The sequence below is a fragment of the Sulfitobacter sp. genome, from assembly GCF_036961165.1.
Classification (GTDB): Bacteria; Pseudomonadota; Alphaproteobacteria; order Rhodobacterales; family Rhodobacteraceae; genus Sulfitobacter.
The window spans coordinates 1-7,622 of the sequence record NZ_JBALVJ010000116.1; the positions used below are offsets into that span (position 1 = coordinate 1).

The following is a 7,622-nucleotide window of genomic DNA, read 5'->3' on the forward strand; positions in this document are numbered from 1 at the left end:
TTCATTTTGATCACTCCATCTTTGGCTAAAGATTAAAGTGTTGCGTCGACCCGTTAAAATCGCCCCGCACAGCAGACCTCTATGCAAAGTGCAGCGAATGTCTGCATTCCTGCCGCTACAGCCCAAGACCCATAACTGAATGTTTCCACCTACTATCTTGGTCGCATGACCCGGCTCAAAGGCGATACACTTATGGTTCATTAAGCAGCCGTGCAGCGACGGCAGCGACCCGTCTCTGCCTACCAACCGAAATGACTCTACCTGATGCCCTTTGACATGACACCAATGAAGGAACGCCCAATGACCACAATCGACCGCGCCCGTCACCTTCGTCATATCGGCAAATCTTGGGCCGTTGTAGCCGTCGCCTTGCGACCCCTATGCACTCGCAATGAACGCAACGACGTATTACTACCGCGTCGGCCACGAGTTAGACGGCCCGTGGACCGAATTGCCAGAGGGTCACGAGACCTTCGCGCAACAGGAGAAAAAAGCCGTGAGAGGCTAATCTGCTCCGACAAGATCGAAAGCCCGCACGGTATCGCCCGTTGCGGGCTTTTTTGCGGCTTTCGACAACACGAAAATCGCCCTTCTGGGCACCCAATTCGGGGTTCCTCGCTGCCGCGCGGCAAAGGGGTCACTGACTCTGTGTGGTTGTCTACTCCGAGTAGAGAACTACCCGCATTTCGCGAAAAATAAAAAATCGGGGTGCAAACCGGGGGCGTTAGCCGAAAAACCGAAAAGTGCTGTAACGCCCCTCATTTTGCAACCACCCTAGCCACCCGGGAGTGTTGCACCGCAAGCCGCTGAAAACGCCGGCAGTTCCTGCAGTCCAGTGATGCCGTGCTCGTCGACGGACGCATACGCCCGCAATACGAGCAAGGCACGATTCCGGGTGCAATCTCCGTACCCTATACCGAAGCTGCCGACAGGCTGGACGAGTTTGGGTGCAAGGTCGATTTCGATGGTTGGATTTGCAAGACTGACGTTCCTGCGGTGGTGCTATTCTGCAACAGCCCTTGGTGCGGCCAGTCACCGACCGCAGCGCGCCGTATGATCGAAGCCGGCTTTCCTGCTGAGAAGATCTTTTATTACCGAGGAGGCATGCAGAGTTGGAATATGTTAGGGCTAACCGTCATACTGGGTGCCTCCTGAGGTAACCCAGCACTGGCCCAATTTCGAAATCCATCTGGCGAACTGTTTTTGAGAACGACCAAATCAGCCCGCCAGAATGTGCCTAACGAACACGAGGCTGCTGCTTGCGGCCCATTGCTGCCGTTCACGTCCACCTCAGGATGCTGCGGTGCGGCCCGTCGAACCGGACTTTCGTGCATTATGCAGCACCTTTTCTGGCTGAAACGTGGTGTGCTGATAAAGCACACTTTCGGTGCAGGCACCCCAATGGCTGCTCTTGGGTTTTGAAGTTTTACCTTAAAACAGTGATAATTGGATATTATCATTTAATTTGATCTTCTTCTTGCGTTTTGAAGCCGATTTTCGACTTCCTAGTTTGAGGAAAATGGCGTTTGCCGCGACCCCAAAGTCCTGATTTTTCCGTATGGCAGAGACCTGTTGTTTTGCAGCCTTCGCAGAAACAGCTTGATCAATAAGTGGGGCAGGATAGTCCTGCCCAAGCGTAAAATCACGATCGTCGATCAGTGTCTTTTCCCATTTCCAGGGTTCATGAATGAACTCATCCGGAACGCTCTTGAGCTCAGGCACCCACTTTCGAATGAAAGTGCCTTTTGGATCATGCTCCATCGATTGTTTGATCGGATTATAAACGCGCATCGTGTTGATACCTGTTACACCTGATTGCATTTGCAGCTGGCTATAATGAATCCCGGGCTCATAATCTGTGAACAGCCGTGCCAGATGTTCGCCCGTAACGCGCCAATCGAGCCATAGTTGATAGCTGGCGAAGCTTACCAGCATTGCTCTCATACGGAAGGTGATCCAGCCTTCTGCAGTCAGGTTGCGCATACAGGCATCAACGAAAGGGTACCCAGTTTGACCGCTCGCCCATGCTTGAAAATGTAGATCATTGTGTTCGCCTACACGTAGCCCTTCGAATGCAGGGTGCATGCAGTGCGTTTCTATTTCAGGTTGATCTTCGATTTTTTGAATAAAGTGACAGCGCCATGCCAAGCGAGAGCCAAAAGCCGTAAGATTGCGCCCAAAGATTTTGTTTTCCTCAGGCGATAACTGGGCACGGCGTTTGACTATAGATTGCGCCACCTCACGCACAGATAAGGTGCCCCATGCAAGGTGAGCGGAGAGGCGAGAGCAGTGGAACTCAGATGAATCAGGTGCTGAGATATGGTACAGATATTGGCGAGATCGGTGATTTAAAAAACTGCGCAGATCAGCAACCGCGTGTTTTCGCCCGCCCTTTTGCACCTTGCCAATAGGTACATTGCCAAAGATCGGGTCATTTTTATCAGGTAGGGTATCTGAACTGCACGGCGGAAATGAATTTAGCGTATTTGGTTTTGGCAGTATCTTTTCAGCCATGCGTGCGTTTCGGATTTTGGACCAGTCATCTCGACTGCGCAGCCGCCGGACAACCCCGTTAGTGGGTGCTTCATGCAGTGCAATGCCGTGGTTCTGGCACAGTTTCTGAACGGCTATATCTCTGTGATATGTCCATAGGTTTCCTGTTTCTTCGTGTGCATACACGTGGCTTACATCGTGCTCTAAATGAAGTTTTTTGATCACGTCACAAGAGCCGCCAACCTTTACAACAAGGTGTTGACCCAACTCAGCCAAACCACTGTCTAAATCACAAAGGCAATCGTGGATAAAATGCCAATGGCGACGAGATGCGAAGGGTTGATACCAATATTCAGGCTCAAAAATGTAAAGCGGTATGATGGGTGCGTTTGTCCGCGACGCGGCAAGCAACGGGGCGTGGTCATTGATCCGCAGATCTCGTTTAAACCAAACAATGCGGGGCGCCTGTGTCATGTGGAGTTTATTTCTTTTTATGTTTGAAGACGCTCTTAGTCGCGTTTGGCGTCGTAAGTTTGGCTTTTGGTCCAGCAGAGAAGCGCTATCTGTGAGGCCACTCTTTTACATCGCCTATTTTCCACGCCAATTGAGCGATCTCCTATTGAGATCGTATAGGTCGACACGATTAGCGATGACGTCTTCGCACAACTGCACCGCACGGACGGCTTGGTCGTGGGAAAGACTTTTGTAGGCTGGCCTAGACAGGTGCGCGAACCAAGGCCCATCGCAAACAATATCAAGAATAATACGCTGAAAACAATGATCGTTGCGTACAGGCCATTTCACCGCCGGGTCACGCGCCATTTGAGGCATAACCTCTTTCGTCAGGACCATATAGCGGCTTACGAGGTCAGCCGTGCGGGACGGGATAGACGTCATCGCTGGTGCAAGCCTATCGTTTGACCCAATATTTGCGGGATATTTTTTCTGACTTTAAAAAAGCCAGCGGTCGCATACGACCATATCGCATCATCCCACGCGCGACGCTGTTCACATAGTGTTATGCCGCGCTCCTCAAGTTGAGGCTCAGCTAAATTCAACCAGTCGCGCAAAGGTCCGTGGGTCACAAAAGGTGTAAAAATCTGCTTTGCGCCAGCCTGTGCCGCCCAGTCAGCCAGAACTGACGGCTCGGTCGCCTTGAGATGCGTCACATCTAAATTCAATCGCAACGCTGCATCAGCTAATGCACCAGCCTCAAAGGCATAAACACGCTCGGACACACAACGCGGTGATCGCAAGTGACTGCATGACAATGTAGCCGCGCCGCACAAACCAAAGGCAGCAAGATCAAAGTTCTCGATCTGGCAATCTTCGTCTGTGATCAAAAGCACGGTTGGCAGGTCAGGCTGCGCCTCATGGAATTTGCGCAACGGCTGCACTGATGGGAGGCCATCCGGCTCAGAAGCCTCCAAACCCTGTTCAACCTCCGAAAGTTCATCCTGTTTTGGCGTAAAACGGCCGTTGGTGAATGTATCAATGTTTTGTGCGCGTGCCGGATAGGGTTTGCCACGCGTATGCAGACCCGCCGCCCAACGCCACCCCAGCGTGTTCGACGCGGCATCCCCATCAAGCAAATGACGGTAAAAAAAATCAGCCCCAAGTCGCCAAGGAAGTCCAAGCGTGAAAATCCAGATCGACGCGAACCACATTCGTGCATGGTTGTGAAGATATCCCGTTTCAACCAACTCTTGCGCCCATGTATCGAAATAATCCAGCCCCGTTTGACCCGTTTCTGCCAATTCGATGTCACGCCGCAAACGACGATCCCGTTTGAGAGAATCCAGGTCTGTTTTCAGCCCTTGGACATAGCTTACCCAAACCTGCGGACGCCGTTCTAACCAGCCCTTGTAATAGCCGCGCCAGATCACCTCTTCGACAAACTTTCCCACGTCGTCAGGCCTGTGAGCATCCAAAGCTGCTGCGACCGCCTCTTGTTCAGTGATCAGCCTGCGGCGGATGTACGGCGATAACATCGACACCGCTTTGTGCTGACCCGCGCCGTGATCATAATTGCGTCCATTCTCGTACCAGCGACCCATTGCTGGAGTAAACGCCTGCATCGCGGCAAGACCGGCCGCGCGTGTCGGCACCAATTCAGTCAATGGTCAGCATCCTACCAATCAGCCGTGTGAATGCACATTGTGATGCCGTATTCACGACAAGCTCTGGGTGATCACGCAACTGATCAATTAAAAGCGTGCCACCATCAACTGATCCAAATGGGGCGCTGGTTTCTGACGCCCGAAACGCATGCATGACGTCTTTGCTTGCCAGGTGCTCGCAAGGACGGAAAGCCTGGTCAAGACGGATAGTTTGAGTAGGGAAACCAGCCAACAGCACTCTCAAAAATAATTTACTATTTATTATACGACGCAGGAGGGAGATTGGATGCATATGAATTTGATGTCGGACGGCAGATTTGTAACGATATGCAGCGAAACGCTGGTTGTCATTGAAACACGCAGAAATGTTTTAGGTGCCAAAGCATGAGCGAACAGACACCTGCGTTTACGATCCCAAGAGCACTTTGAAAACCGGGACCACCTGTTCCTCAGGTTCTTACAAACGTGTGGTCGCTTTGATTGTCCATTGGATGCTCTGAGTTGATGGTTATTTTTGCCCTTTGGATTGGCGATTGAAAATTCGAGAGTTGGAAAGCTAAGATTGGCACGGGTTGTCGCATCAAACTAAAATGGCTCGGAGCTGCCTTCCGCATCGCAGCATAAACTATCGATCTGTGACAGATTGAATGTCAGTTCTGGCCGATCGAACCATCAGGTTTCGCACTTGCAGCGAATGGCCACTTCCCGCCCTTAACGTAGGCGCGTCCCAAGGACACCAGCCGCCCTTTACAGCCGGTTATTCGAATTGTGTACAGCACTTCCTAGGAGGCAGTCACTAATGTCGGCGCAACCAGCGAAAGGTGAAGCTGCTGTGAATAATATAATACGCCATCACCAAAAATGTTAATCTGACGATGTTCGTTGAAGTGTTAGCGTGATCGAGGTGCGCTAATCTGAAAAGTTCTTTCATCAAGAATTGCGGGCAAGGTTGCCTGCCCGCAAAAACATTAAGTGCAATATACATCAGACACTATGATCGACTGTGAAGCGAAACTGTCGCTTCTCTTATTCGGGGTCACTTACGTCAAGGAATGGGTAGTCGATATATCCTTTTTCAGTGCCGCCGTAATAGGTGTCGCTATCGCCCTGGTTCAGCGTGGCGTCGAGCCGCAGGCGCTTGGGCAGATCCGGATTCGCGATGAAGGCGCGCCCGAACGCGACGGCGTCTGCGTGACCCTCGACCACTGCCTGGGCGGCGCTGTTACCAGTATACCCACCGTTCACGATATAAAAGCTGCTCCACTTCGCACGCAGACGCTTCATGATCGCGGTCTGTTCCGCGTCGGTCTCAGCACCCGGGGCTTCCTCTACCATGTGTAGGTAGCCAAGGCCCCGCTTATCCAGTTCATCGATAAAGTAGCCAAAATGCGCCTCGGGATCACTGTCGGTAACGTCGTTGAACTGACCCAGCGGTGAGAGGCGAATGCCGATCCGGTTCGTCGGCCAAATCTCGGAAACGGCGTCGAGAATCTCGTTGACGATCCGCAGGCGGTTTTCCGGCGAGCCGCCATAAGCGTCGGTACGGTCATTAACGCCGTCCATCAGGAACTGCTCCAGCAGGTAGCCATTTGCCGCGTGCACCTCAATCCCGTCAAAACCAGCCGATTTAGCAGCCTTAGCACCGATCACAAAATCGGCGACCGTCTCGCGGATACCTGCTTCGGTCAGAGCATCGGGCTTCGAAGTCGCTTCGAAGCCGTCATGGGTGTAGGTCATGGCTTCGGCCGCCTTGTCGGTCGAAGAGACTGGGTTGCGCCCATCAGGCAGCAGCGAGGTGTGGCTGATCCGCCCGACATGCCAGAGCTGCATGAAAATGCGGCCTCCATTTGTATGAACGGAATCCACAATTTTTTTCCAGCCGTCGATATGCTTCTGCTCATAGATGCCGGGCGTCTTTATATAGCCCTTGCCCATGGCAGAGACTTGCGTCGCCTCGGTAAAGATCAGGCCCGCAGAGGCGCGCTGGCCGTAATAGGTTTCCGCCATCGCAACGGGGGTGCCGTCGTCTTGCGCCCGATTGCGGGTCAGGGGTGCCATAAGGACGCGGTTGGGCAGCTCCAGATCGCCAAGCTTTACTGGCTGGAAGAGGTTGGGTCGATCAGTCATTCGGATCTCCGTTTTATTTGAGTGTTTTGAGATGCACACAGAACTGCCCTGCCCCTTGAGTCGGGGCGCTCGGTTTTGTGGGTGAAAGGTAGGCGGCACTGCAGGGTTCTCTGTAAGCGGTGTCATGCCTGTTTGTCAAAGTACCATGGCATGAGTTCATCGATGCGGGCGGCTGGATGGCCCTTGGCGATGGCTTCGAGCGTTGCTTTGAGCTATGCATATGGCTCGACGTTGTTGAGCTTGCAGGTCTCAATAAGGGAGGCGATGCGGGCCCAGGTTCGGCCACCTTCGTCATGGCCCGCGAACAGCGCGTTTTTGCGGTTAAGGGCGATGGGGCGAATGGCGCGTTCGACGATGTTGCTGTCCATTTCGACAGTGCCGTCTTCAAGAAACAGCTTTAGGCCGCCCATATATTTGGCAATATAGCTGAGCTTCTCGCCAAGACGCGATTTTGCGGAGATGCGAGATCGTTGGGTTTTGAGCCAGACCTCGAAGTCATCCACCAACGGCTTGGTTTGCTCCTGTCGTGCGGCCTTGCGCTGTTCAGCCGATTGACCCCTGATAGCCTCTTCGATCTTGTAGAACTTCGCAATACGCTTGAGCCCTTCGGCGGCAATGGCGAGCCATCACGGTCATGGACTTCCTTGAGCTTACGGCGCGCGTGCAAATGTTTTGTTTTGAACATACTGGTTTATGGCCGACGTTGATCGTTCAGATCGATCGGCGAGTGTTCTGCACGACCACTTGGGTTTCGAAGTACTTGAGCGTCGGAGTACTGCCAAAGGTTTCGGCAATACGTGATTGGAGAAATTTTCATTCACGGCCTGGAGTGAAGTGGTCCTGCTTTTTAGGACAGTTTTGCGGCTTGGCTAAGATGCATCT

The 7,622-nt window shown here is 52.6% G+C and carries 4 protein-coding genes and 1 pseudogene; 1 reads left to right on the forward strand and 4 read right to left on the reverse strand.

Translation table 11 applies throughout. The features are described 5' to 3' along the window. The first annotated feature begins 843 nt into the window (after positions 1–843). The gene (locus V7730_RS21220; protein ID WP_443070262.1) at positions 844–1,155 is read left to right on the forward strand and encodes a rhodanese-like domain-containing protein; all 312 of its coding nucleotides are present in this window, start codon (positions 844–846) and stop codon (positions 1,153–1,155) included. A 276-nt stretch (positions 1,156–1,431) separates the two neighbouring features. Here the strand turns inward: V7730_RS21220 and V7730_RS21225 are convergent, their stop codons facing one another. The 4 genes and pseudogenes from V7730_RS21225 to V7730_RS21240 all read right to left on the reverse strand — a co-directional run. After that, positions 1,432–2,967: a deoxyribodipyrimidine photo-lyase gene (locus V7730_RS21225; RefSeq protein ID WP_335749552.1), complete on the reverse strand. Its 1,536-nt coding sequence runs from the start codon at positions 2,965–2,967 to the stop codon at positions 1,432–1,434. Positions 2,968–3,386: 419 nt separating this feature from the next. Continuing rightward, positions 3,387–4,571, reverse strand: a complete 1,185-nt coding sequence (locus V7730_RS21230; RefSeq protein WP_443070263.1) for an FAD-binding domain-containing protein — start codon at positions 4,569–4,571, stop codon at positions 3,387–3,389. A gap of 1,068 nt (positions 4,572–5,639) precedes the next feature. Then, entirely contained in the window at positions 5,640–6,740 is a 1,101-nt protein-coding gene (locus tag V7730_RS21235; protein ID WP_335749554.1) for an alkene reductase, read from the reverse strand. 122 nt (positions 6,741–6,862) lie between these two features. Continuing rightward, positions 6,863–7,404, reverse strand: a pseudogene (locus V7730_RS21240) (IS66 family transposase); the annotation flags it as partial. Positions 7,405–7,622: the final 218 nt, after the last annotated feature.